Source organism: Clostridium sp. DL-VIII (assembly GCF_000230835.1).
GTDB lineage: Bacteria > Bacillota > Clostridia > Clostridiales > Clostridiaceae > Clostridium.
The window spans coordinates 6,191,885-6,215,524 of sequence record NZ_CM001240.1; the positions used below are offsets into that span (position 1 = coordinate 6,191,885).

Consider the following 23,640-nt stretch of genomic DNA (forward strand, 5'->3'; position numbering starts at 1 on the left):
ACTTATAATTTCTATCAAATCTCTATCATTATTTTGAAAGTAACTTTTCTAAAACCTTGTTTAATTCTTCGATCTTTTCATCAGGATTATTGTTAAGTAATGCTTCTTTTACACAATGACGCAAATGTCCTTGTAAGATCATCAAATCGGCCTTTTTAATTAATGATTGAACTGCCATTAATTGATTAGCAACATCTATACAATACCTGTCATCTTCGATCATTTTTATTATTCCTTCAATTTGACCCTTTGCTGTTTTTAATGATTGCAATGCTTTTTTTCTCTCTTCGCTCATAATTTCCTCCCTCCCCCTCTAGGGGGTGTTCTTTGATTTTATTATATATTATTAATTTTATTTGTCAATAGTAATTTCTAATTAACTTGCACGGCAAATTCTGGTTACCACAGATATCAAATTTCTGTACTTAACTTGTAATTATATATTATCCACTAATTTTAATGATATGTGCAAATAAAAAAAGAGAGACCTGTTTATTTAGCATTTCTTTTAGTGTCTTAAGCACTCCTTTAACAATCCCGCATAATAAACTATATCTCTCTTCAATTCATTTTATCTTAATTTTAAAATTTAGTAATGGACTTATCTCTATATTTTTCCTCTATTATTTCTCCTAATGCTTCTTCTGCTAATTGTGCAAAGTATTTTGAGCAATTTAAAATTGCCTTTTCATCTACCTTATATTCTGGATGATGATGTGCATAAGATTTTCCTATCCCTACAGTAATAAATGCACCAGGTATGTCTTTTTGATAATATGCAAAATCTTCTCCCTCTAGTCCCATAGAAATTTGCTTAACATTATATCCCAACCTTCTGCCAATTTTACTGCTAAATTCCACCCATTCCTCACTATTATTTGTTGCTGGAGCTCCTAAATGCCAAATAAGTTCTGCATTTCCTCCAAAAGACTTAGCTATTCCTGTAACTATTTCATTCATTCTCTTATGAATTAACTGACGTATATCTTCACTTAATGTTCTAACTGTTCCTTCAATATACGCAGATTCCGGAATAACATTCCATGTATTTCCTGACTCTATATGAGTCACACTTAATAATGCTTTTTCTGTTGGTCCTATATTGCGGCTAATAATTGTTTGAAGAGCTGTAACTATGCTAGCAGTAATTATTATTGGATCTACACTTCTTTCAGGTTTAGCTGCATGACTTCCAACTCCTGTGATTTTAATTTCAAATCTATCAACAGCTGCTGTCATAGCCCCAGTTTTTATTCCCATAATACCAACTTCTGCATCTGAAATATTATGTATTCCAAATATAGCGTTTACATCATCTAAAACACCTGTTGATATAATCTTCTTTGCTCCATCTGCGCTTTCTTCTCCAGGCTGAAATATAAATTTAACTGTACCTACTAATGAAGGTTGATGCCTTTTTAACAGATATGCTGCTCCTAAAATTACAGCCGTATGAAAATCATGCCCACACGCATGCATCATTCCATCAATTTTTGATTTATATGGTAAAGTTGTCTCTTCTTGAATTGGCAGAGCATCTATATCACCTCTAATGGCAACAACCGGACCATTAGGGTTCCCTTTTATTTGTGCTACAAGTCCTGTTTCTAATGGCAAATCAAGAATTTCTATTTCTGCCTTTCCTAATAAACTTTTTATTAATTTTGTAGTTTCAAATTCTTCATTAGATAGCTCAGGATTCTCATGCAATTTGCGATATAATCCTATAAGTTCATCATTTAGATTCTCTATGACTGATAATAATTCCTTATTCACTATATTAGTCCCCCTTTAAGCATCTGAAAAAACATAACAAGCTAGTATATATTATATATCACTTAATTTTCGTTATATTCGTTATTAATGTGGTACCAACTATAAATAATCCATAAAAAACTATATAACCTATTGCCCACCCTCCACTAAAAGAAGCCTTAACTTTTTCAAGGATTTTTAATACCATAGTATCTTCAATAGCTGTTTCCATGAAATCCTCTTTATACATATTAACAAATAGGAGTAATGCTGCAATTCCTATTAAGAAATATATAACTCCTACTAAAACATCTACTATTGGCATATTGAGTAATGATATTCCAGTAATTGCAAAGTTAATTGTATTATTAAATACATGAACTATTATTGATGGCACAATAGATTTTGATTTAGTTGCAATAAAGGCTAAAATAATTCCCATTAATATTGGATTAATGAACTGAACCAGATTCAAATGGAACATGGAAAATAAAATTGATGACACAATGATTGCTGTCAAATTTCCATACCTTTGCATGCTTTTAAGAATAAAACCCCTAAATATGATTTCTTCTAAGATTGGCCCAACTAAACAAACATAAGTTAAAAATAATATCAAGTAAACAGTTTGCGAAGGAAAAGTAAAATCTGGCGTTGGTATAGTTATCTTTAATTCATTAAGTATTATAGCATATAAAGAATATATCGTATTTGATATCATTCCAACACCTATAGAAGAAGCTGTCCCTAACAACACAAATAACTTTGTTGATCTATTTTTTGAAAATATCTCCTGTTTAATTTTTATTTTTGTAGTATTCATAGCTATAATAATTGCTATAATGTCGCCAATTATACACGGAAGATATCCAACTAAAAAATTTTCTGCATCTTTAGAAAAATGTGAAATTATATTGAAGTTACCTTTTGTAATTATAGATAATATAATATTAATTAACTTTATTATAAATATTACTGCAAATTCTATTCCATACGTTGATATGGCTAATATTAAGAGTATCTTTGCACAGTTTCCACCAGTTTTTTTTATATCTTGTCTTAATGTACTTCTTTCTTCTTCAATTTCTTGTTGAAATTCATTAGTCATTCTTTCGCCTGCCATTTCACTTCTATATTTTTAGCTTAATTTTACTTTATACAGTAATCTATCTTTTCACTATAGAAATTTTCTCTTCTATCTCTTTTTATATCAAACTTTGCTCTAACTTCCAAAACCTGTTCAATTTCTAATTCCTCAACAACAAGAGCTTCTTTAGTCGTAAGCTCATTTAAGATTTCTCCGTTTGGATTAACAAAAACTGAACCTCCATCATATTGCAATCCGTCACCTATGCCTACTCTGTTTATTCCTATAACATAACATTGATTTTCGATAGCTCTTGCCTTTAATAAAGTTATCCAATGCTCTTGTCTTGATTTAGGCCAATTTGCTGCTACAGTAATCATTTGAGCCTTCTTAGAAGTGATTTGGAATATTTCTGGAAACCTTAAGTCATAACAAATAAATGATGCTATATTGAATTCATCAATTTTGCAAATACCTATTTCCTCACCCTTATAATATTTTTCGCTCTCTCCTGCATAAGAAAATGGATGTAGCTTAGTGTATTTTAACAGAACCTGGCCTTCCTTCGAAATAATGATATATTTATTCTTGCCTCTTTCATCAACTCTTATCGCAAATCCAAGTCCTATATTTATTTTGTTCACCACAGCCATACTTTTAATCCAATCTATTATTTCTTCTTCTGATAGCAAAAGCTTTTTTATATCCATGGTAAACCCTGTCAATGTCATCTCTGGGAACAATATTAATTCCACATTATTTTCTGCTGCCTTCTCTATGAATTCCTCAACTTTTTTCATATTCCTTTCAATATCTTCCCATGATATATCCATTTGAGCAAGTCCTATAATCAATCGATTTCCTCCCCATTAATTATTATCCTTCACTAAATAATTATAAAATTCTGTAGATAATATTCATTCTCAAAAATATAAAACAATTATTTTTCATCCCCGCACTTATAAATAAACATTTTATAAATTTGCCTTATATAGAATAATTATCTACACCAATTAAACTTTTGTGTGTATCTATACTAGAAATTTTTTCCGTTCCATCCCCATTCGTTAACTTCTTCATATTTTACGTATATTTTATTTTGAGGTATTCCAAGCTCTGTTTCATATATATTGCAAATTTCTGCTGTTAATTTTTCATAAGCATCTTTACTTGCTTTTCCAAATATTTTTACTTCAATAAATGCACCTTTTTCTAACTTTTCTCCTGCAAAATATAATGAATATTCATCTTCAAAACCAATCATTAGAAAAGTTTCACTTTTCCCAGGAATTAACTCTATTGCTTTTCCTAATTTCTCTTTTATTATTACCTCTTTTTCTTTTGAAATTTTCACGCTAACTTTTGATCCTATAAATGGCATACTCTTCAATCTCCTTCCAATTTTAATAGTAATAATTTCTTTTATATTACATATTATATACATTTTAGTCACATTTATAAATGTGGCTATATTAACTTCCATTATACCACATATCCCACATACTATTATCTTTAACTTAATCCACTTTCAAGTTATATTACTCATTTATTTAGCCAGCTCTCTGGTATCATGAAAAGCGGCTACGCCTCTCTTCAATTGATAATGTACCGCTGGCAATGTACAATTTCGGTTAAAATTCCATAACTTCAAGCCAATAATAAAAGCACCTTAATTTTATATTAAGATGCTCAATTACTATATATAATTCTTTAAACCTTCTTCAAATTTTCTTCTTATAATTTCTCTGATATAATCTGGTTCTATAACCTCTGCATATTCTCCATATGACATGATATATCCATAAATCCAATCTCCCTCAGGAAAAATTGCAATTGTGTTAAAACTTCCATCTGAATTTTTCACGATATTTTCTTCAGCAAATTCATCATAAACCCTATATGCCATATTCTCATGGATTTTCAAATTCAAAGTTACCATTTTACTATCATGTAATTTATCAGATATGTTTAATGTGCCATTAGGAATATCTCTTTTAAAGACGTCATTTTGTAAATTCAACTTTTTAATACGTGTAAATTTAAATACCCTAAATTCATTTTTAAGCTTGCAGAAGCCATATAAATACCATCCCTGTCCTTTAAATATTATTTTTAAGGGTTCAACGTTTCTTAAGCTTTTTTCACCATTGGAATTATAATAAATAAAACTGACAACTCTGTTATTAAGAATAGCTGTTTTTATTAAGCTAAACTTGTCTTTTTCGTCACTATCACTGCCCCATTGCGATAAATCAACATCAATCCAGCTAACGCCCTCTTTATTAAAAACTGTACTTAATTTCTTAAAAACAGGCTCTACATCTAAAAACTTCATAACACTAAGACTCTTGAGGCTCATTAATATTTCTTCCTGCTCTTTTTCTGAAAGCATAGATTTATTTAATACAAAATTATCAGTTAGGCTAATTCCTCCACTCTTCCCCTTACTTGTATACACCGGTATTCCCGCAATCGATAATGCATCGATATCTCTATAAATTGTCCTTACTGATACTTCAAAATGTTCTGCAAGTTCTCTTGCTGTTATTGTTTTTCTATTTAATAAAATATATACTATCTCAAACAACCTATTAATCTGCATCTTCATCACCTAACTTTATTATAATCAACTGTATATAAATAAATCAAAAATTTAATTTATTACTTATTGCTATTCTAATGCATTGGACAAGTTACTTCTATGGCATTCCCTTCACTATCTAGGAATTCTAATACTTTATTGTCCCCTATAATTGTTAGCGGAAAAATAATTGGACAATTGAGCTTCTCAAGTTTTTTCTGAACTAAATCAATGTCATTTACTTCAAAGCTTGGCAAGCAGTTATTTCCCCATACCTTGAGTTCATTCATCTTTTCATTTGCAAATAACCCGTATCTAAAGTTATTAATTACAAATACACTATATATTTCATCTTCTTTAAAGACCTTTTCCCCCAATAACTCTTCATAAAATTTAATTGCTCTTTCCATCTCTCTAACACAAACATATAATGATCTTATTTCAAACGTTAAATTCATGAAATTTTCCCCTCTAAATTTATACTTCTTAAAATTTTACAGCTAAAATAATGAAAGTTGATCTTTTTCATATCCTTTCTTATAGGCCTTAATGATATCGCTCATTTTGTATACTATCCCGTATCTTTCACAATCTTCTTTAAAAAGATTCCACAATTGTTTTGCCTTTGGAGAATAACATTCATAGTTATTTCCAAATTGTTTTATATATTTTTGCTTAATTCCCGGAAACTTTTCATCAAGTTTTTTATAATACCAATCTCTTTGATTTTGCCTTAAAGTCACACCAAAGGATGGAAATATAAACTTAGCACCATTTTCATAAGCCTTTTTAACTATGTTTCTTATATTTTCTTCATCGTCCTCTAAGAATGGAAGTACTGGCATAAGCAGTATCCCTGCAAAGATTCCGTTTTCTGAAAGTTCTTTTATTGCAGAAAATCTTTTTGAGGATACTGCAACATTAGGCTCTATCTTTTTACAAAGTTCATCACTACAGGTTGTTATTGTTATCTTTACTAAAACTGGAGAATGGCTTTTTATTTTCTTTAAAATATCAATATCTCTTATAACCAAGTCACTTTTTGTTATAAGTGACACCCCAAATCCGTATGTATTGATAAGCTCTAAAGCTCCCCTCGTGAGTTTGTATTCTCTTTCAAAAGGATTATAAGGATCACTCATGGCACCAGTCCCTATTACACCAGTTCTTTTTTTAGACTTAAGTTCTTTATTAATTAATGCTAGGGCATTTTCTTTTGCTCTTACCACATCAAAATTGTCTATTCTATAACATTCACTACGGCTATCACAATAAATACATCCATGGCAGCATCCCTTATAAATATTCATAGTATAATTATCTCCAAACCAAGCATTGCTTTCAGAATATCCTGATACAATTGTTTTAGCACTTATAAATTCCATGAGTTTTCCTCTTTCTTTGTATAATTTTTTAACAAATGCGTCTCTTTAATTTATTGATATATATACATTTATTTCTCTATTGTTCATATTCCAATCAGTTTGGTATTCCTCAAAGTCAAAGGTATATTTTCTATCTAATTTCATTGTCCAAAGCTTAGCCCAAAATTCTGCTACTGCTTCTTTATTATTACCTTTAATAATAAACTTTGCATATTTGCCTGCTGTAATTTTCTTCACTTCAACCTTTTCTAAGAACTTTTTTTCTTCTAATACTTCACAGCAGATCATAGCATCATAATCTCCATTAAAATTACTTTCATAATTAGTGTATAATCCAATAATATTCTCATTTTTCTTATTAGGAATTGATTGATAAATTCCATCTTCCAGAAACCTTTTCCAAAGATTACTTATATCATTCTTCATTGTAGGATCATTATTATTTGTTCTAATTTTAATACCAGTAACAATTTTTTCTTTTAGATATACTATCTCATAATCCATTATATATACTCCCTTTCAATTATTCATATATATGCTGCAATTTACAATTCACAATTATGCCTGAAGTCTTTGCAGAGTTTCTTTAATTTATCAATACAAAATTGCTATTGCAACTTATATAATAAATTTCCATTACTTATAACAATATATCACTAATAATATGACAGCATCATGTCATATTATGCTTTTAGGCACAATCAAAAAAATAACAGACCAGTATGCTTGCCTATTTTGGTCTATTATTTTCTTTCATGTGCCTTAATTAATTTTTGAAATTTATAGAAAAATACTAATATTCAGTTAAATTTTAATGTAAAATATGGTATATTAATTAGTGAGAGGTATTATTTTTTTGTAAAATTATCAGTATTATATTATTTTTTTGAAAACTTATGAGGAGAATTTTGAATTATGGGAGCAAAAAAATTAGTAAATTTAATTTACAATGGTCAACCTTCAGATAAATCAGATAATAATTCATCAAATATGCAATCTGAAATTAAACAAAAGGAACTTATTCAATCTATTCTTAAAGCTAAGGAAGAGGCTGAAAAAGCTAACAAAGCTAAATCTGAATTTTTATCCAATATGAGTCATGAACTTAGGACTCCGCTTAATGCAATCTTAGGCTTTTCACAAATTCTACAATTAGATCCTGAAGCACCGCTTACGGCTTCACAAAATGAAAGCGTTAATGAAATATTAAAGGCTAGTAACCATCTTCTTGAGTTGGTAAATGAGGTATTGGATTTAGCCAAAATAGAATCTAGGAAATTAAATATTTCTATGAATTCAGTACCCGTTAAATCAATTATGGAAGAAACTCTTTCCATTGTAAGCCCTTTAGCTAATGAACATGAGATTAAAATTATTACTCCAAACCTCCCAAAGTCAGATGAGTTTGTTTATGCTGACAAAACTCGTTTAAAACAAATATTAATCAATTTATTATCTAATGCAATTAAATATAATAAACCAAAAGGTGAAGTAGTTTTTTATTATGAGCGAATTAATGAGACATATAAATTTCATGTTATCGATACTGGCATTGGTTTATTAGAGTCTGATTTAACTTTAATCTTCAAACCTTTCTATCGCTTAAATAACGTAAATAATATAATAGAAGGATCAGGCATTGGCCTCTCTGTGGTTAAGCAGCTTACTGAATTAATGAATGGTAAAATCTCTGTTGTCAGTAAAAAAAATATTGGAAGTCATTTTGGGATTGAACTGCCCTGTATAGAATCTAATGTTAGACAAGAATATAAAAATCTAATTTCATTAAAAGTTAAAAAGCCTTTTTTAGAATCTAAACCTTATAAAATATTACACGTTGAAGACAATCCTGCCAATTTACGACTTGTTGAGCATATTATTAATCAAATCAGCTCTAATCTAAAAATTCTCTCAGCACCTTCTGGAGAATTATGCATCAATTTAGCTATAGAAAACAAACCAGACTTAATATTACTTGATATTAATCTTCCTGGAATGGATGGTTACAAAGTTTTTGAAATATTAAAGAATCATGATGAGACTTCTAATATACCTGTAATAGCCATTAGTGCAAATGCAATGCCAGAGGATATAGAACAAGCTCATTTTCTCGGTTTTTCTGATTATATTACCAAGCCAATTAACATACCAGAGTTCGTTAAAAGAATTTCAAATATATTAAATATGAAATAAACTACTGTAGAAAGGAAGTAATTATGAATTATTATAGTAAATATGATATAACTGGCTTTGCTAAAGATTTAGGATTAAGCATTTCTGAAATATCAGAACTTTATTCTGAATTAATTAATGAAATAAATTCATCATTATCAGAGTTAAAAATCTTTATTGCTGAAAAAGACTTAAAAAATATCCAAAAGATAATTCATGATATTAAAGGAGTCTCTGGCAATTACAGACTAACCGATGTGTATGCAAAAGCTTCTGAAATTAACGATTCTTTAAGATCTAATTATCTTACATACCTCGAATCAGACTTAAATGAATTATTTATTATAAGCAGTAGGGCTGAAATAGAGATTGCAAATTTTTTTAAAGAACGTTCTGTCTTTATTAATATTGCATAAATATAACTATTATAAAACACGCTGCTTCCTATATTTGATAACAGCGTGTTTTATATTTATTAAATATATTTCAAATTATCCTACGTAATAATTATCCTTATGATGTGTATTCTATTTTTATATTTTCTTCATCATATCTATATAATTTTTAATGATAACTTACTATTACATTTAATATGAATAGATAAAGATTTATGATTTAAATAGCAATATGATAATAAAATTTATATAAATAAATTATCATTCTTATTTTAATTTAAATTGCTTAACCTGATCCTTAAGCATTTCAGCCTGAGAAGCCAATTCCTCACTAGCTGATGCACTTTCTTCTGCTGTTGCTGAGTTGCTCTGAACTATGGTTGATACCTGCATTATTCCCTGATTAATTTGTTCAATACCTTCTGCCTGTTCATTTGAAGCTATTGCTATCTGACTAATAAACTCAGCAATCTTCACAGTATCCTCTACTATTTTGTTTAATGCTCCAGCAGTTTTATCAGCTATATTGGTTCCCGCCTCTGCTTTCTTAATTGAGCCTTCAATCATATCTGCTGTTTCTTTAGCAGCCTTTGCAGACCTTGCTGCTAAATTTCTTACTTCTTCAGCAACAACTGCAAACCCTTTACCATGCTGCCCTGCTCTAGCTGCTTCTACTGCCGCATTTAATGCTAAAATATTAGTTTGGAATGCAATTTCATCAATTACTTTTATAATTTTATAGATGTTTGTTGAAGAATTATTTATTTCAACTACTGCTTTTTGCATTTCCTTCATTTGTTCATATCCATCTTCTGCATTTGATTTAGCACTTACTGCAATATCATTAGCACTTGTAGCATTTTCAGCGTTCATTTTTGTTTGAGAAGATATCTCTTCCATAGATGATGTTAATTCTTCTATGGAACTTGCCTGCTCCATTGCACCTTGAGAAAGAGATACACTGGAATCCGACACTTGTCTTGATCCTGCTGCAACTTGTTCAGCTGCTGCATTTATAGTATGCATAGTACTATTTAGCTTTTCAGTCATTCTTCTAAAAGCTCCTGCTAGTAAACCAATTTCATCCTTACTTTGCATATTAATATCTACATCAAAATCTCCATCAGCTACCTTATCAGCTATTTTGATTATTTTACGAACAGGTTTACTTATTGATGCTGAAATAAATATTCCTATAAATATTGCTGCTATTATTCCTACAATTAAAATTGCCATGGTTAATATGGTTGTATTATCAGCTGTTTTATTATTGCCTTCAGCTGTTTCTTTGGCAATATTTAACTTTAGGTCAACAAATTTATCAGCATTACTTTGTAGTTTTTGTAATGCTACTTTTCCTTGATCATAAAAAAGCTTTAGTGCCTCCTCGTCTTTTCCTTGATTCTTTAACTGAATTGATTTATCTACTATATCCAAATAATCTGCTTCTGAACTTTCTAATTCATTTATGGCTTTTTCACCTTCATCTGTGAGTGTAGTTTCTTTAATTTTAGTAAGACTAGAATCAAACTTATCACTTGAATCATTAATTTTATTTTGATACTCTTGGACATCAGAAGAATTTTCTGCAAGCAATGCATCTCTTGCATATGCTCTTACATCATTGAAAGAATTACATACGTCAATTACATCTCCTAAAGGCGCAGTCATTTTTTCATATAGTTTTGTATCAAGCTCATTAATTTTGTTAATATTAATAGCTCCTAAAATTCCTATAAATCCAGCTATAAAAACCACTATTAAAAATCCTAATAATATTTTTGATCTTATTTTCATATTGTAAAACCATTCCATTGTAATTCCTCCTGACAGCTATTCAGCATTATTTAAAATATCAGTTTCTTCATCACCTATTAATTTATTACAATCTAAAATCAACTTAACTTCCTTGCCAACCTTACCTATGCCCTTTATATATCCGTTGTTTGCATTATTTAAATTTGGTGGCGGCATAATATCTTGATCTGATATTACTAACACTTCTGATACACTATCAACAATAAGACCAATTGATAATTCATTTATATCTACAACTATTATGCAGGTTCTATCATTATATTCTCTAAATTCTTTCTTAAACCTTAGCCTAACGTCCATAACAGGAATTATTTTCCCACGAAGATTAATTATTCCCTTTATATAATCTGGCAGCTCTGGAACTAATGTTACTGGCTGTATTCCAATAATCTCTATAACATTATTTATACTTATACCATAAGAATCATTATCAAGTAAGAAAGTAAGATATTTTTCCTTCTGGGTATCTTCTTCTGTATCTTCAATAGTACTAATTATATTTTCACTCATCATATCGCTCCCTCTACATCTTATATAAATAAACAACTTAAAAAGCTAATTTATTACCTAAACATATCAAAAATATCAGTTGCAAATTATAAATCTAGTTAATATGTTTTATATCTATATTAATATTTCCCAAAATCCATATTATCTAAATTTATCTCGTTTCTTGCGCTTAGATTGGATAGTCTATTAAGTTGTCCATTATCCACAGCATTATCCATTCCTAACATATTTTCTTTTTCATTATTATCTAAGAATATTCTACCTTGAGCTTTTCTTCTTAACTTAAATTGTGCAACTCTTTCTTTTAAATTTTCTGCCTGACTTGACATCTCTTCACTTGAAGAGGCTGTTTCCTCAGATGTAGCAGAATTCATTTGAGTAACTTTTGATATCTGATGTATAGCTTCATTTATTTGAGACACAGCTAGTACCTGTTCATCACATGATGCTGCAATTTTGCTCACTATTTCAGAAGTACTTCTGATATCATCAACTATGGCACTTAATGACTCAGCTGTATTATTAGCTATTTCTGTTCCTGCATTTACCTTTTTAATAGATCCTTCTATTAAAACTGTGGTCTCTTTAGCAGCATTTGCACTTCTTCCTGCAAGATTTCTAACCTCTTCTGCAACTACTGCAAAGCCTTTACCATGTTGTCCTGCCCTTGCTGCTTCTACAGCTGCATTAAGTGCTAATATATTTGTTTGGAAAGCTATTTCATCTATTACTTTTATTATCTTAGAAATATTTTCAGATGCTTCATTTATTTCATTCATAGCTTTAAGCATATTATCCATCTCTGCATTTCCGTTTATAGCATTTGTTGTAGCTTTTACAGCTAAATCATTCGCTTCATTAGCACTTGAAGCATTTAATCTTGTCTGCTCTCCTATTTCTGATAGTGAAGCTGTTACTTCCTCAACTGCACTTGCTTGTTCTGCTGATGCTTGTGACAAGCTTTGGCTTGCATTTGAAACTTGAATAGATGCTGCTGCCACTTCACTTGCTGAAACATTTATAGCTGTAAGTACTTGGTTAAGTTCTTGTATGGATGCATTTAAAGCATTTATTATGCTTCCATAATCCCCACTGTATGTATTTTGAACAGTTATGTCTAAGTTACCTTTTGACATCTCTATAAGTGCATTGTTTATTTCTCCTATTGGTTTGGCAAAAGCATCTACAGCTCTATTTACTATGTTTACAAGCTCTTTAAAGCTTCCATCAAATTTCTCTTCCTCTCCTCTTACCTGCAAGTTGCCCGATGCCGCTGCTGAAAGAACCCTTACTTGTTCATCAACTACTTTAAGAATATTATCTTTTAATCCATTTAAACTATCATTAGCAATTCCAAATCTTCCCGGTAATTTTTCAAGTTCGACTGTTAAATCACCTTCTGAATATGATTTTAATACAGCAAAGATTTTTATTAATACATCTACAGATATCCACATTGCGTCATTTACACTTTGAGCCATTTGTTTATATGCTCCATTAAATTTAGAAACCTCTATTTTATCTCTTGTATTTCCTAGTTTAAAGGTATCGTTCATCCAATTAATTTCTTTTATGAACATATTTAAAGTATCAATCAGCATATTTAAATTATTTTTTGTATTATTAAATTCACCATAGTATTCAGTTTCTATTTTTTCTGGTATATCACCGTTGCTTATCCTCTTAACATAATCTGCTGTTACATTTATTGGCTCTACAAAAGCTTCTATTATTCCATTAATTCCATCTGTCATTTCAGCCCATGAGCCATTAAAATGTGAAGAATCCATTCTCTTAGATAAATTACCTTTTTTAATCTCGTCAGCTACATCAATCTGTTCTTTAGCTATAGACAATAAGTTTCCTCTTAATTTATCCAAATGTTCTTTTACCAAATTGTATCTTCCTGGCTGTTCTTCAAGCTGAGCTGATAAATCTCCTTCTGAATATGCTTTGAGCATCCCAAATAGTTGTAAAAATACATCTATTGATACCCATACTGTATCATTTATGCATTCTGTCATTTCCTTGAATACGCCTTCAAATTTAGAAGAATCTATTTTATCTCTTGTATTTCCTAACTTGAAAGTATCTTTTAACCAGTATATCTCTTTTTCAAAAGCATTCAGGTTATCAATAAGCCCGTTAATGTTTTTCTTGACAGTACTGAATTCTCCAGATTCATCTTCACTGTATTTTGTTTGGATTTCTCCCTTGCTTATTTTTTCTATGTAATTTGAAGCGGTTCTAATATTCTTTATAAATATGTTTGCTGTACTTAAATTATTTTCACTTATAATTTTCCATGATCCTTTGTAATTTGTACTATCTAGTTTTATATCAAAATTTCCTTTTTTAATTGATTCTGCAATAAAATTAGAATCATTAACTACACTTTTTATATCATTCATTACTGTTTTTAGAGAATCACCTAGTTCAGCAAAATCATCTTTGATTTCTACACTTATATTTTCATCAAATTCTCCGTCTGCAATTTTAACAATTGTATTATTAAGGTTTCTTATTGATTTACCAATCGAATTTATAAGTAATACTCCCAAGATTATCGTAAAAAATACTGCACCTAATAAAATTATTAAAATATAATTTTGTGCATCTATTCCTTTATAAGCTATAGCCGATAATATGCACTCTATCGCAATTATCAATATAAATATTAAACCGATCTTATTTTTTATTTTTGAATTTCCCATAGTAAACATTTTAATTCCCTCCACCAAATACTGAATCATCTAATTTTCATGCTCAAGTTGTACCCGTGTTTATTTTTGCATTCCTTAGTATAAAATCTTTGTTTTTATATTTTTTCACCAAAATTCATCAATTGCTTCGATATAACTTCTTCCTTAAATGGTTTTACTATAAATGATACTGCACCTGCTATTATAGCTTCCTTAACATTAATTTCATGTCCCATAGAAGAAATAACTATGATCCTAGCATTATTATCAATGGATTTAATCATTTTTATTGCCTCTACTCCTCCAAGCTCTGGCATAGTCAAATCCATAGTTACAATATCTGGCTTTAACATCCTGTATTGGTGTACAGCTTTTATTCCTGTATCTGCCTCACCTACAACTTCAAAACCACTCTTTTCTAAAATCTTTCTTAATGCTATTCTCATGAATGCAGCATCATCTACAACTAATGCTCTCTTCATAAATTCTTCTCCCTTCGCTTAATTTATATAAACTTCTACTTTTTTCTATTAACAGTATTATTTTAAATGTTTTTATAGTAGCTTTGTAGTACCGCAGGTCATACAATAAAATGCAAATTGCACAACAAATAAATGAAAAATGCAAAATGCATTTTTAGACAAAATGCTTCATTAAATTTAAGTTTACGTATCTAATTTTACTTCTTAGAAAATTAAACCAACTTAGATGCTTCTTTATACATTGTTCTCTCATGTATAAACATGGTATAATTTTTACATTGATATGAATTTATTTGTATTTAATTCATGTTGGATTTTGTAAATTTAGGGGAATTTCTAATATATTACTTTATTGGATAGTGAGGGGTTTTTATGATACGGGTTATTATTGCTGAAGATCAAAAGCTTTTGAGGGAAAGTTTTAAGAATATAATTGAAAATAATAGTGACATAAAGGTTGTTGCTTGCGCTACTAACGGTAATGAATCTTATGATTTATGTAAAGAATATAAGCCTGATGTAGTTTTAATGGATTTATCTATGCCAGTATGTAATGGACTAGAAGCTACAAAATTAATAAAATCTAAATTTCCATCAATAAAAGTATTAATTCTTACTGCATCTAACGATACAAATGATGTAACTGACGCTATAAGCAGTGGCGCAGATGGATATATTTTAAAAGATATAAGTACAGAAGAACTTATACTTTCAATAAAGAGCGCTTCATTAGGACTTGGGATAATCACCAAGGATGTTTTAAATCCTTTTGTATCAAATCTGTATAAAGAAAATAAGAAGACTAAAAAAAAGACTATTGCTATTGAAGGTATAAATGTGTCTTTAACAGAAAGGGAATTAAACATAGTAGCTATGATTGTTGATGGGAAAGACAATAAGGAAATTGGAACAGCTCTATTTATTGCTGAGGGAACTGTAAAAAATATAATCACCGAGATTATATCAAAGCTTCAACTAAAAGACCGCACCCAACTCGCAGTATATGCCGTAAAAAATGGGCTTGTATAAATATATAGATAATCAACTTTGATTTATTTATGTGGTAACTTACCGAAATCACATACATTTTTATTCCACAGGACTTATGAAATTTTCGCTGGAAAGTTCTAAAATGGAGCTTGTATCCATTTCTGCATGCTCCCGAAGCAAGTTCTTAAATGGAACAAGCTCCATTTAAGAACTTTCATCAGCTTAATTTCACATGCCTATTTCATAAAAATGTATATGATTTCTAGTATAGGTACACACAAAAGTCCAAATAATTATTCTATATATACGCCAAAAAGAGAGTTAGGGTAATAAACCATAAAATTCTTACAGAAAATGTTTTGATAGCCAAGTGCAAGGCTTAAACCCTCACTTTTGCGGAACATCTTTTTAGCAAATGTGATTTCTGAAATGTATATTTTTTGAAAATCCGCAGAACTTTCTTATATAACTTATTACAGTTTTAGTTATTGCTTTAACTTATAATATCACATATAGTTCTAGGTATTTTTGATAAAGAAACTTGTTTTTCTACGGCTCCTAAGTCAAAAGCCATTTTGGGCATTCCATATACAACTGAAGATTGCTTATCTTGACCGATGGTTTTTGCCCCTGCTTTTCTCATGGACATAAGTCCTATTGCTCCGTCGTGCCCCATTCCTGTAAGAATTACTCCAACTGCATGTTTAGCTGCTATTTTCGCAACAGACTCAAAAAGTACATCTACAGATGGACAGTGACCATTAACTTTATTTCCAGTTAAAGTTTCAACCATGTATTTATCACCTAATTTTTTTATCTTCATATGTTTATCACCTGGTGCTATTAATACTTTTCCAGGTTCAATTATATCGCCTGTCTTTGCCTCTTTTACATCAAAGTGTGTCTGCATATTAAGTCTTTCTGCAAACATCTTTGAAAATCCTGGCGGTATGTGCTGAACTATCACTATTCCAGGCACTGATCTTGGGAGAACTTTTAATATACTATAAATAGCTTCTGTACCACCAGTGGATGCTCCTATAGCAATTACTTTATTATTATAGGCACGAATATCACTTTTTTCCCCAATCTTATCTGAACCTGTTGCTATTAATCTTGTTAGATTAGCTGATAAATTTACGTTTACTGCGCCTTTTACCTTCATTATCAGCTCAGTTATAAAATTTTCAAAACCATTTTGAATGCTAGCATCCGGCTTACTTAAGAAATCTACAGCTCCAGCATTCAAAGCATCAAAAACAACGTCGCTTAACGAACTTACTACTATTATTGGAATTTTATATTGTGGAAGAAGCCTTCTTATAAATTCTACACCATTTAACTTAGGCATCTGTACATCACAAATCATTATGTCCGGATCTAATTCTAAAAGCTTATCCCTTGCATCATATGGATCCACTGCTTTCCCAACAACCTCTATTTTAGGGTCTCTTGATATTCCTCTTGATATAGCCTCTCTAAATACAACGCTATCATCTACCACTAGTACTCTAATTACACTCACATATATCACCTTCTCTTTGCATCATCGCTTAAGACAGTTATAAACTTACTGTCGCCTTTAGTTTTCCCTATTCTTTTCTATATACAGACGGCATTATATATCTAAAGCCTACATTTTCCCCAGTTAAGGATTCTGAATGACCTATAAAAAGGTACCCTCCTGGCTCCATACTATTATAGAACTTACGTACTAATTCAATTTTAGTTTTACTATCAAAATAAATCATTACGTTTCTACAAAAAATCACATGAAATTTTCTCTTAAATGGAAACACCTTATCCATCAAATTAAATTTCCTATATACGATCTCATTTCTTATTTTATCTGTAAATATTAAATTTTCCGCATCATAATTCTGTAAATAATTCTTTTTCCATACTTCAGGTAAAGGTGAGATTTTATCTTTTTGATATATACCTTCTCTTGCAATATTTAATACCTTCTCAGATATATCCGTAGCGAGTATCTTCTTATCCCACCATAACTTCTTCTCAGCAAAAAAGCTATCTAATATCATTGCAATTGTATATGCCTCTTCACCTGATGCGCATCCTGCTGACCACATTCTAAAATCTTTATCTTTAATGTTTTGAGCCCAATATGGAAGTACTGTATCTCTTAAATATTCAAAATGATTCTTTTCACGCATGAAGTATGTATGATTAGTAGTAATCTTATTAATTAATGTACTGACTGCCTTTCCACTTTTATCAGAAATTATATATTGATAATATTGAGAAAAGCTTTCAAAATTATGTTCCAGTAATACATTTTGTAAGCGCCCTATTACAAGCATCTTTTTTTCTACTTTAAGATTTATTCCATAATTATCTTTTATGTATTGAGACAATTGTATAAATTCTTTTTCTGTAATTGTAATCATAATTTCACCTTATCTTTAATATTTTCCAAATTCATCATCACTTAGTATTATCTTTTTTGGTTTTAGTTCTTTTGCATTTTTGATACCATTATCAACTTTCTCTATACTAATGTTACTCTTTATACTCTGAACATAAGGCTGCGTCTGATCATCATTCTTTTGTTCTACAAGAGAATCTTGGTCAGTATCTTTTGATAAATTGAACATATTAACCTGCTGTCTTAAAACTTCTGCCTGTCCTGCTAATTCTTCACTTGCAGCAGCACTTTCTTCTGCTGTAGCTGAATTGCTCTGCACCACTTGGGATATTTGTATTACTCCTTGTGAAATCTGAGCCATTCCAGAATCCTGTTCATCTGATGCTTCTGATATTCCATTAATTATTCCTGCAACCTCTTCAATATCGCCTACAATACTTTCAAGCGCTTCCGATGTCTGATTTGCAATATTAGTCCCATCCTTAATTTTAATAAGAGATTCTTCTATAATCTCTGTAGTTTCTTTAGCAGCATTTGCTGACCTTGCGGCTAAATTCCGTACTTCTTCAGCAACAACTGTAAATCCTCTTCCATATTGTCCTGCTCTTGCTGCCTCTACCGCCGCATTTAGGGCAAGTATATTAGTTTGAAATGCTATTTCATCAATCACTTTAATTATTTTTGATATATCTTTAGACGATGCATTAATTTCATCCATTGCATTAAGCATCAGTTTCATTTCACTATTTCTCTTAACTGCACTCTCTTTTGTGTTATTAGCTATAACATTAGCCTTTTTCGCACTTTCTGCATTTACTTTAATTTGAAAAGATATTTCTTCAATAGAAGCTGTTAATTCTTCAGTAGCACTAGCCTGCTCTGTAGCCCCCTGAGATAAAACCACAGCAGAATCTGCTATCTGATTTGAACCAACTGTAACCTGCTTGGCTGCAAGGCTTATATTCTCTATGACTTCATTTAATTTGCATCTCATTTTTCTCATAGCCTCTGTAAGCATCCCTATTTCATCCTTTGAGTCACTTATAATATCTATATCCAGGTTTCCACTACTTATTTCATCTGTCACGTATATAAGCTTTAATAGGGCTCTATTTATTGCTTTAGAAATTATAGTTCCAAGGCTTATAGCTAAAATCACTGCTATAGCAATCGTGATAATCATAGTTATAATTGTATATCTAACCTCTAATGAATACTGTTCTGATTTATTATTACCATTAGATATTTTAGATTCATATAATTTATCTATAGAATTATTTATTTTATCTGATAAATTTTGTGCTGCATCTGAAGTAACCATTTCATATGCCTGATCTACTTTCCCAGAATTAATCAAATCAATAATGTCATCTTCAATAATGCGATACTTGTCCAGTAATGCTTTAAGATTATCTAACTCTCTTTTATTTTCCTCAGTTTTAACCGAATGCTCAAATTGTGACAATTTTTCATTAATAACGCTTTCATAATCCTTTATTTCATTTATATATTTAGTCTTATCAGCTTTATCTCTTTCCATGATAAGATTATATAAACTAATATTTATTTTTTGATATGAAACAGATACACTTTCAATATCTCCAATACTTACTCCGTAATTTTTATATAAATCAGTATACCCTACATCTGTACTGTATATTTTAGAGATTCCAATTCCACCTACAGCTCCTGCTATAAGTGCTACTATTACAAAACCCATTACTAATTTTGTTCTAATTTTTATATCTTTTAGAAATCTCATAATTCCTCCTCCAATTGTTTTTCATAGGTTTTCTTAATAATAAATGCATAAGTTATTCATATATCTTATATATTAAATTCTTTATCAACATCTTTTAAGTACCACAGGTCATAGTTTTAAATGCAGATTGCACTATTATGATAGTCCAAAATGCTGATTGCACAAAATATAATAAAAAAGATTCATGGATAATTCATCTTTATATTTTTTAGTTTTAAAAAACGAAAGGCATGCAATTAATATAATTTAATTGCATGCCTCTTACCACTAAGATCTTATATTTATTAATTTTTATTCATATTATTGATTTGGCTTTGTATTTTCATCCGTAGTTGAAGGATATTTACGAGCTACAACTATTTCAACTCTTCGGTTTTTCGCTCTGCCTTCCTCTGTATCATTCGAATATTTAGGCATTTGATCACCGTATGCTTGAATTGACATTCTATCTTGAGCAACTTTCCCTGTAGTAGTCATAAAGTTCATTACATTTATTGCTCGCATTGCACTTAAATCCCAGTTTGAACGAAACTTTGAATTACTTATAGGAACATTATCTGTATGACCTACGACTTTAATTTTATTGTCTAATCCTTGAAGCATATCAGAAATCTTCGAAAGCAATGGTGATACATTTTGGAGCACATCTGCTTCTCCAGAATTAAACAGTACAACATCCTGTATTGCAATATCTAATCCATCACCATTAAGTTCAACCTTAATTTTATCTGCATAACCTTCTTGCTGAATCTCTTGTTCTAACTGTTTTTTAACTTCATTCATTTTATCTTCTTCTAATTCAGAATCACTTTTAATTGCTTGAGCTTCTGTAGGACTTCCTGAAGGGATAACTGCGGAATCACCACTATTGTTCATCATTGCACTGCCGCCAGCAAAAATTATATTAAATTCCTGAGCCATTGCCTCAAATTTTGATTTATCTGTTTGTCCCATTGCGAACATAACAATGAATAGTGCTAGTAAAAGAGTCAGCATATCTGAATATGGAAGAAGCCATGCTTCATCAACATGTTCTTCTTGATGTTGTTTTTTCTTACTCATAGCTATTCTCCTCTAAACTACTTATCATTGTTTTCTTCGAATCTAACTCTTTGTTTTGGCTCTAACATACCCACTAGCTTTCTTTCAATACTCTTTGGATTATTCCCTGCTTGAATAGCTAATATTCCCTCAAGCATAATATTCATATTTTTTACTTCTTCTAAAGACTTTCTTTTTAATCTGTTTGAAAATGGATGCCAAATTAAGTATCCAGTGAAAATACCATAAACAGTTGCAACGAAGGCTGAACATATACTTTCTCCAAGTTTATCAATATCATTTAGATTTCCAAGAGCTCCAATTAATCCGATAACCGCTCCTAAAACTCCAAGTGTAGGTGCTGTACCTCCCGCAGTTGCAAATGCCGTAGCACCAAGACGATGTCTCTCTTCAAGGCCTTCAATCTCAATTTCTAAGACCTCTCTTATAAGATCAGGTTCTAATCCATCTACTACCATTTCCAGTCCCTTTTTCATAAATTTATTATCTAGGTTTTGTACTGTACTTTCAAGCGATAATAATCCATCTTTTCTTGTTTGTTGAGACATTTCTACAAGCATTGTTATTACTTCAGCAGGATCTTCTTGACCTTTACTACTGAATAGTACTCCAAAAATCTTAGGAAGTTTGACAAATTCGCCTTTTGGGAACGAATTTAATAATGCTATTACTGTTCCCACAAGGATTACCATTATTGCTTCACCACTTAATAATATAGATATACTGGCTCCTTTTAATACCATTGCGGTAACAACAACTACCAAGCCTCCAATCATACCTAAGACCAAAAATATGTCCATTTTTCTCCCCCTTATTATCACATAACCCCTCAATTAACTTAACATTTAATTTGTTTATTTGATATTGTGACTACTTTATTTACATGATATCCCATTTTATGCTTTGAGTTATGTATTTTCTTATAAAAATATAATACCATAATATTTGGCAATCGAAAACCTTATTTTTTCATCCATTTCGACATAAATGCTCATTAAATCGGTATCATCACTCGTATTGCAAAAGTATTACTTATGTTAAATATTAGTTACAAATTAGTATAAAAATTACTTTAAGTTAAATAATAACTATAGATTACTTAAGATTAGGAGGAATAAACGTTGAATGAAGGATTAGTTGTTCTTGTACGTTCAATTATCGCATTTTTTTCTTTGCTCATTTTTGCAAAGATACTAGGTAAGCAGCAAATAAGCCAACTAACATTTTTTGATTATGCCCTTGGAATAACAATTGGTTCTATTGCTGCAACTCTTACTACAGATTTATCTAGTCGGGCCTGGCCACATTTTGTTGGTCTTTTCGCTTGGGCTTTGCTTGGGTATTTAATGGAATATATCACCGAAAAATGGAGATATGTAGCGAAATACATAGAAGGTGAACCTGCAATTGTTATTATGAATGGAAAGATAATGGAAGATGTATTAAGAAAAATGAGATATACCGCAGCTGATATAATGGCATTATTAAGAAATAAGGATGTCTTTGATTTATCACAGGTGGATTTTGCAATTATTGAACCAAATGGCCAATTATCAGTGCTGAAGAAACCTGATTATGAACCTTTGACTCCTAAAGATATGAATATCGTTAAAGCACCAAGTGGTATAAGTACAGAACTTATTTACGATGGAGTTCTCATAAATGAAAATTTGAGGCAACTCAACAAAACTGAGAAATGGCTTACTGATCAATTGAAAATGAATGAAGTTAAAGACATTTCAGAAGTGTTTCTTGCGACACTTACCCCTTCCGGTTCTTTGTACATAGATAAATATGAAGATCACATTAGGAAAGTAACCGATATTGGAGATTATAAAGGACCATACTAATAAAAAGTTATGAATTATGAGTTGTAGTGGAAAAGCCTACGGCTTTTCTTAAATTATATATAGGCAAAATTTTATAAGTAGATTCCATGCTCAACTATAAACCAAGGAATATGAAAAATAAATGAGGTGATTTTTATGCGAAAATTTCTAGTCATATCTATTCCTATTGTGGCATTGTTCTCTTTTGTACTGATTATGCTTAGTGGCGGGTTTTTAAAGAATCCATTAGGAAAAAATGATAACATTCCTGAATCGATACAATTAATTGCTCAGGATGTAAAATCAGAAAACTGGGAGAGCGCAAATAAAAATACAGATGATTTATCAAACACATGGGATAAAATTGTTAAAAGAGTTCAATTCAGTTCTGAAAGAGATGAAATAAATGCCTTCGATACAAGCTTGGCTCGCCTTCGTGGTGCTATAACTGCAAAAGATATGTCAGCCTCCCTTATTGAATTAAATGAGGCTTATGAACATTGGGATGGACTTGGGAAATGATAAGTTATACGTTATGAGTGATAGGTTAAGGATAAATCTCAAAAAGAAAGTTCAAGAGTCTAGATACAAAAGGAAGTTAAATTGTATATACAATTTAACTAAGTTCGAGAATCCAAATATAAAATTTGGACTCTCACTTATCTCACTTATCTCACTTATCTCACTTTTTCCCAAAATGAGGATTTCTGAAATATATTTTTTT

23 protein-coding genes are annotated in these 23,640 nt (G+C 30.4%); 5 read left to right on the plus strand and 18 right to left on the minus strand.

Features of this window, described 5'->3' with window-relative positions; translation table 11 throughout:
- Positions 1-28 precede the first annotated feature (28 nt).
- From CDLVIII_RS27940 to CDLVIII_RS27980, 9 genes are all read right to left on the minus strand, one after another.
- Positions 29-295: a metal-sensing transcriptional repressor gene (locus CDLVIII_RS27940; protein WP_009172843.1), complete on the minus strand. Its 267-nt coding sequence runs from the start codon at positions 293-295 to the stop codon at positions 29-31.
- Between the two features lie 287 nt (positions 296-582).
- Positions 583-1,779 carry an amidohydrolase gene (locus CDLVIII_RS27945; protein WP_035301961.1) on the minus strand — a complete coding sequence of 399 codons (1,197 nt, stop codon included), beginning with the start codon at positions 1,777-1,779 and terminating at the stop codon, positions 583-585.
- A gap of 55 nt (positions 1,780-1,834) precedes the next feature.
- Positions 1,835-2,878, minus strand: a complete 1,044-nt coding sequence (locus tag CDLVIII_RS27950) for a CPBP family intramembrane glutamic endopeptidase (RefSeq protein WP_186005533.1) — start codon at positions 2,876-2,878, stop codon at positions 1,835-1,837.
- 26 nt (positions 2,879-2,904) lie between these two features.
- Positions 2,905-3,696 carry a carbon-nitrogen family hydrolase gene (locus CDLVIII_RS27955; protein ID WP_009172846.1) on the minus strand — a complete coding sequence of 264 codons (792 nt, stop codon included), beginning with the start codon at positions 3,694-3,696 and terminating at the stop codon, positions 2,905-2,907.
- A 182-nt stretch (positions 3,697-3,878) separates the two neighbouring features.
- Positions 3,879-4,223: a phenylpyruvate tautomerase MIF-related protein gene (locus CDLVIII_RS27960; RefSeq protein WP_035302639.1), complete on the minus strand. Its 345-nt coding sequence runs from the start codon at positions 4,221-4,223 to the stop codon at positions 3,879-3,881.
- Positions 4,224-4,538: 315 nt separating this feature from the next.
- Complete coding sequence (locus CDLVIII_RS27965; protein ID WP_009172848.1) at positions 4,539-5,444, minus strand: YafY family protein; 906 nt, start codon at positions 5,442-5,444, stop codon at positions 4,539-4,541.
- Between the two features lie 74 nt (positions 5,445-5,518).
- Positions 5,519-5,881: a VOC family protein gene (locus CDLVIII_RS27970; protein ID WP_009172849.1), complete on the minus strand. Its 363-nt coding sequence runs from the start codon at positions 5,879-5,881 to the stop codon at positions 5,519-5,521.
- Positions 5,882-5,923: 42 nt separating this feature from the next.
- On the minus strand, positions 5,924-6,808 hold the full coding sequence (locus CDLVIII_RS27975) for a radical SAM protein (protein WP_009172850.1): 885 nt from the start codon (positions 6,806-6,808) through the stop codon (positions 5,924-5,926).
- Positions 6,809-6,853: 45 nt separating this feature from the next.
- Entirely contained in the window at positions 6,854-7,312 is a 459-nt protein-coding gene (locus CDLVIII_RS27980) for a GyrI-like domain-containing protein (RefSeq protein ID WP_009172851.1), read from the minus strand.
- A gap of 411 nt (positions 7,313-7,723) precedes the next feature.
- Here CDLVIII_RS27980 and CDLVIII_RS27985 point away from each other — a divergent pair, with 411 nt between their 5' ends.
- Positions 7,724-9,001, plus strand: coding sequence for a response regulator (locus CDLVIII_RS27985; protein ID WP_009172852.1), 1,278 nt, complete (start codon positions 7,724-7,726; stop codon positions 8,999-9,001).
- 23 nt (positions 9,002-9,024) lie between these two features.
- Complete coding sequence (locus CDLVIII_RS27990; protein ID WP_009172853.1) at positions 9,025-9,396, plus strand: Hpt domain-containing protein; 372 nt, start codon at positions 9,025-9,027, stop codon at positions 9,394-9,396.
- A 246-nt stretch (positions 9,397-9,642) separates the two neighbouring features.
- Here the strand turns inward: CDLVIII_RS27990 and CDLVIII_RS27995 are convergent, their stop codons facing one another.
- The 4 genes from CDLVIII_RS27995 to CDLVIII_RS28010 form a co-directional block, all read right to left on the minus strand.
- A complete protein-coding gene (locus tag CDLVIII_RS27995) occupies positions 9,643-11,190 on the minus strand; it encodes a methyl-accepting chemotaxis protein (RefSeq protein WP_009172854.1) in 1,548 nt (515 codons plus the stop codon).
- An 18-nt stretch (positions 11,191-11,208) separates the two neighbouring features.
- Positions 11,209-11,703, minus strand: a complete 495-nt coding sequence (locus tag CDLVIII_RS28000; RefSeq protein WP_035302643.1) for a chemotaxis protein CheW — start codon at positions 11,701-11,703, stop codon at positions 11,209-11,211.
- Between the two features lie 119 nt (positions 11,704-11,822).
- A complete protein-coding gene (locus CDLVIII_RS28005; RefSeq protein ID WP_009172856.1) occupies positions 11,823-14,426 on the minus strand; it encodes a methyl-accepting chemotaxis protein in 2,604 nt (867 codons plus the stop codon).
- Between the two features lie 95 nt (positions 14,427-14,521).
- Positions 14,522-14,887: a response regulator gene (locus CDLVIII_RS28010; RefSeq protein WP_009172857.1), complete on the minus strand. Its 366-nt coding sequence runs from the start codon at positions 14,885-14,887 to the stop codon at positions 14,522-14,524.
- Between the two features lie 372 nt (positions 14,888-15,259).
- Here CDLVIII_RS28010 and CDLVIII_RS28015 point away from each other — a divergent pair, with 372 nt between their 5' ends.
- Positions 15,260-15,916 carry a response regulator transcription factor gene (locus CDLVIII_RS28015; RefSeq protein ID WP_009172858.1) on the plus strand — a complete coding sequence of 219 codons (657 nt, stop codon included), beginning with the start codon at positions 15,260-15,262 and terminating at the stop codon, positions 15,914-15,916.
- Positions 15,917-16,370: 454 nt separating this feature from the next.
- On the opposite strand, the gene CDLVIII_RS28020 is transcribed toward CDLVIII_RS28015, so the two are convergent.
- The 5 genes from CDLVIII_RS28020 to motA form a co-directional block, all read right to left on the minus strand.
- Positions 16,371-17,402, minus strand: a complete 1,032-nt coding sequence (locus CDLVIII_RS28020) for a chemotaxis response regulator protein-glutamate methylesterase (RefSeq protein ID WP_009172859.1) — start codon at positions 17,400-17,402, stop codon at positions 16,371-16,373.
- 67 nt (positions 17,403-17,469) lie between these two features.
- Positions 17,470-18,285, minus strand: coding sequence for a protein-glutamate O-methyltransferase CheR (locus CDLVIII_RS28025; protein WP_009172860.1), 816 nt, complete (start codon positions 18,283-18,285; stop codon positions 17,470-17,472).
- Between the two features lie 15 nt (positions 18,286-18,300).
- Positions 18,301-20,025 carry a methyl-accepting chemotaxis protein gene (locus tag CDLVIII_RS28030; RefSeq protein WP_009172861.1) on the minus strand — a complete coding sequence of 575 codons (1,725 nt, stop codon included), beginning with the start codon at positions 20,023-20,025 and terminating at the stop codon, positions 18,301-18,303.
- 300 nt (positions 20,026-20,325) lie between these two features.
- Entirely contained in the window at positions 20,326-21,087 is a 762-nt protein-coding gene (locus tag CDLVIII_RS28035) for a flagellar motor protein MotB (RefSeq protein WP_009172862.1), read from the minus strand.
- 17 nt (positions 21,088-21,104) lie between these two features.
- Positions 21,105-21,887, minus strand: a complete 783-nt coding sequence (gene motA, locus CDLVIII_RS28040) for a flagellar motor stator protein MotA (protein WP_009172863.1) — start codon at positions 21,885-21,887, stop codon at positions 21,105-21,107.
- Between the two features lie 321 nt (positions 21,888-22,208).
- Here motA and CDLVIII_RS28045 point away from each other — a divergent pair, with 321 nt between their 5' ends.
- Both CDLVIII_RS28045 and CDLVIII_RS28050 read left to right on the plus strand, forming a co-directional pair.
- Complete coding sequence (locus CDLVIII_RS28045; RefSeq protein WP_009172864.1) at positions 22,209-22,937, plus strand: DUF421 domain-containing protein; 729 nt, start codon at positions 22,209-22,211, stop codon at positions 22,935-22,937.
- 135 nt (positions 22,938-23,072) lie between these two features.
- Positions 23,073-23,438, plus strand: coding sequence for a DUF4363 family protein (locus tag CDLVIII_RS28050; protein WP_009172865.1), 366 nt, complete (start codon positions 23,073-23,075; stop codon positions 23,436-23,438).
- The last annotated feature ends 202 nt before the right edge of the window (positions 23,439-23,640 follow it).

Excerpts from the sequence above, each read along its gene's own strand:
- CDLVIII_RS27940 (WP_009172843.1), bottom strand. The coding sequence starts at position 295 with ATGAGCGAAGAGAGAAAAAAAGCATTGCAATCATTAAAAACAGCAAAG.
- CDLVIII_RS27950 (WP_186005533.1), bottom strand. The coding sequence starts at position 2,878 with ATGGCAGGCGAAAGAATGACTAATGAATTTCAACAAGAAATTGAAGAA.
- CDLVIII_RS27960 (WP_035302639.1), bottom strand. The coding sequence starts at position 4,223 with ATGCCATTTATAGGATCAAAAGTTAGCGTGAAAATTTCAAAAGAAAAA.
- CDLVIII_RS27965 (WP_009172848.1), bottom strand. The coding sequence starts at position 5,444 with ATGCAGATTAATAGGTTGTTTGAGATAGTATATATTTTATTAAATAGA.
- CDLVIII_RS27970 (WP_009172849.1), bottom strand. The coding sequence starts at position 5,881 with ATGAATTTAACGTTTGAAATAAGATCATTATATGTTTGTGTTAGAGAG.
- CDLVIII_RS27975 (WP_009172850.1), bottom strand. The coding sequence starts at position 6,808 with ATGGAATTTATAAGTGCTAAAACAATTGTATCAGGATATTCTGAAAGC.
- CDLVIII_RS27980 (WP_009172851.1), bottom strand. The coding sequence starts at position 7,312 with ATGGATTATGAGATAGTATATCTAAAAGAAAAAATTGTTACTGGTATT.
- CDLVIII_RS27985 (WP_009172852.1), top strand. The coding sequence starts at position 7,724 with ATGGGAGCAAAAAAATTAGTAAATTTAATTTACAATGGTCAACCTTCA.
- CDLVIII_RS27990 (WP_009172853.1), top strand. The coding sequence starts at position 9,025 with ATGAATTATTATAGTAAATATGATATAACTGGCTTTGCTAAAGATTTA.
- CDLVIII_RS27995 (WP_009172854.1), bottom strand. The coding sequence starts at position 11,190 with ATGGAATGGTTTTACAATATGAAAATAAGATCAAAAATATTATTAGGA.
- CDLVIII_RS28000 (WP_035302643.1), bottom strand. The coding sequence starts at position 11,703 with ATGAGTGAAAATATAATTAGTACTATTGAAGATACAGAAGAAGATACC.
- CDLVIII_RS28005 (WP_009172856.1), bottom strand. The coding sequence starts at position 14,426 with ATGTTTACTATGGGAAATTCAAAAATAAAAAATAAGATCGGTTTAATA.
- CDLVIII_RS28010 (WP_009172857.1), bottom strand. The coding sequence starts at position 14,887 with ATGAAGAGAGCATTAGTTGTAGATGATGCTGCATTCATGAGAATAGCA.
- CDLVIII_RS28015 (WP_009172858.1), top strand. The coding sequence starts at position 15,260 with ATGATACGGGTTATTATTGCTGAAGATCAAAAGCTTTTGAGGGAAAGT.
- CDLVIII_RS28025 (WP_009172860.1), bottom strand. The coding sequence starts at position 18,285 with ATGATTACAATTACAGAAAAAGAATTTATACAATTGTCTCAATACATA.
- CDLVIII_RS28030 (WP_009172861.1), bottom strand. The coding sequence starts at position 20,025 with ATGAGATTTCTAAAAGATATAAAAATTAGAACAAAATTAGTAATGGGT.
- CDLVIII_RS28035 (WP_009172862.1), bottom strand. The coding sequence starts at position 21,087 with ATGAGTAAGAAAAAACAACATCAAGAAGAACATGTTGATGAAGCATGG.
- motA (WP_009172863.1), bottom strand. The coding sequence starts at position 21,887 with ATGGACATATTTTTGGTCTTAGGTATGATTGGAGGCTTGGTAGTTGTT.
- CDLVIII_RS28050 (WP_009172865.1), top strand. The coding sequence starts at position 23,073 with ATGCGAAAATTTCTAGTCATATCTATTCCTATTGTGGCATTGTTCTCT.